The sequence below is a fragment of the Acinetobacter sp. LCT-H3 genome (genome assembly GCF_001866125.1).
Classification (GTDB): domain Bacteria; phylum Pseudomonadota; class Gammaproteobacteria; order Pseudomonadales; family Moraxellaceae; genus Acinetobacter; species Acinetobacter schindleri.
Window position 1 is genome coordinate 1 of the sequence record NZ_MODX01000083.1, and the last position, 532, is coordinate 532.

The following is a 532-nucleotide window of genomic DNA, read 5'->3' on the forward strand; positions in this document are numbered from 1 at the left end:
CGTACATTCCTATGGCTAAAGGCTTTGTCTATCTGTGTGCAATTATAGATTGGCATAGTCGTAAAGTACTGGCTCATCGAGTATCGATCAGTATGGAAACAGACTTTTGCATAGATGCGTTGCAAGAAGCAATTGTGAAATATGGTTGTCCAGAGGTATTTAATACAGACCAAGGCAGTCAATTCACAAGCGAGGCATTTTTGAATGAGTTAAAATTGCGAAATATCCGTATCAGTATGGATGGGAAAGGACGATGGATGGATAATGTGATGATTGAGCGTTTATGGCGCAGCGTGAAGCATGAGGAAGTCTATTTGAAGGCTTACGATACGGTTAAACAAGCGAAACAATCAATTGCTGAATATTTGGATTTTTATAACATGATACGTCCTCATTCAAGTTTGAATAAGGCAACACCAAATGAATTTTATGATCAACATTTACTAAAAGTAATGGCAGCATAATTTAAATATTTAGAGCGGATTTATCACTTATAAAACTGAATTGAGTGGTCTAATTAACGGAACCACAT

At 36.7% G+C, this 532-nt stretch carries 1 pseudogene; it reads left to right on the forward strand.

What is annotated here, in order from left to right:
• Positions 1–464, forward strand: a pseudogene (locus BK820_RS14960) (IS3-like element ISAcsp5 family transposase); the annotation flags it as partial.
• Positions 465–532 lie beyond the last annotated feature (68 nt).